This is a genomic window from Microbispora sp. NPDC049125 (assembly GCF_040802045.1).
Lineage (GTDB): Bacteria > Actinomycetota > Actinomycetes > Streptosporangiales > Streptosporangiaceae > Microbispora.
Genome location: NZ_JBEZDW010000121.1, coordinates 1 through 1,379, shown reverse-complemented (window position 1 = coordinate 1,379; position 1,379 = coordinate 1). Strand labels below are relative to the sequence as shown.

Annotated in this window: 1 protein-coding gene; it reads right to left on the bottom strand. The window is 63.5% G+C overall.

The annotated features are described in order from the left end of the window. Positions 1–1,329 carry an IS630 family transposase gene (locus tag AB0B72_RS40265; RefSeq protein WP_367745069.1) on the bottom strand — a complete coding sequence of 443 codons (1,329 nt, stop codon included), beginning with the start codon at positions 1,327–1,329 and terminating at the stop codon, positions 1–3. Between the last annotated feature and the right edge of the window lie 50 nt (positions 1,330–1,379).

The window sequence follows — 1,379 nt, the reverse complement described above, 5'->3', positions numbered from 1 at the left end:
CTAGTGTCCTGCGCCTGAAATTCGTCGGCAATATCGTGCGAGGGATTCGAGGATCTCCTCTGCGGTCTTCTTCCATACGAACGGCCGAGGGTTGTCGTTCCACTGAGCGATCCAGTCGCGGATGTCCTTCTCCAGGGACTGGACGCTCTTGTGCACTCCGCGCCGGATGAGCTGATCGGTCAGGAACCCGAACCACCGCTCCACCTGGTTGATCCAGGAGGAGCCGGTCGGGGTGAAGTGCATGTGGAACCGCGGATGGCGGGCCAGCCACGCCTTGATCGCCGGAGTTTTGTGAGTGCCGTAGTTGTCGCAGATCAGGTGGACGTCCAACTCGGTGGGAACCGTCTTGTCGATCGTGATCAGAAACTTCTTGAACTCGGCGGCGCGGTGCTGGCGGTGCAGCTCACCGATGACGGTGCCGTCTGCGACGTTGAACGCTGCGAACAGGCTCGTGATCCCGTTGCGGACGTAATCGTGGGTACGCCGCTCGGGCATGCCCGGCATCATCGGCAGCACCGGTTGCGACCGGTCCAGGGCTTGGATCTGGGACTTCTCGTCCACGCAGAGCACCACCGCCCGCTCAGGCGGATTGTGATAAAGCCCCACGACATCGACGACCTTCTCCACAAACAGCGGATCGGTCGAGAGCTTGAAAGTCTCGGCCTGGTGGGGTTTTAGCCCGAAGTCCCGCCAGATCCGGCCGATCGTGGACTTCGACAGTCCGCTGCGACGAGCCATCGATGCCCGGGACCAGTGCGTGGCGTCTTTGGGCGCCCTTTCCAACGTGTCCACTACGACCCGCTCGACCTGGTCAAGGGTGACGGACGGTGGCCGGCCAGGCCGCTGTTCGTCTATGAGCCCATCAAGGCGCAGCTTGACGAACCGGTTGCGCCACTTGGACACCGTGTCGGGGTGGACCCGCAACTGCTGGGCGATCTGCTTGTTGTCCTTGCCATCCGCGCACGCCAGCACGATCTTCGAGCGCATCGCCAGGACTTGCGAGGATTTACTGCGCCGCGCCCATCGTTGCAGAGTGGCGCGTTCGGCGTCGGTCAGCGTCAACCCGGCCTTTGGCCGCCCCGTCCGGGGCCTGTCGAGCAGGGCGTTCCTTCCCCCTTGGGCATAGGCGGTCCGCCACCGGCGGACCGTCGCCACGCTCATACCGAGATCCCGTGCCACCTGCGCATTGCTGGCCCCGGACTCGGCACAGGCCACTACGATCTTCGCTCGGCTCGCCAGCTCTGACGTCCCCGCTGTGAGGCCATGCAGCCAAGCCCGTTCAGCATCGGTCAACTCGATCGGTACCGCGGACGGGCCCGGATTCCCCATACGCATCAGGATAAGTATTTATCCGACGAATTTCAGGCGTATGGCACTAG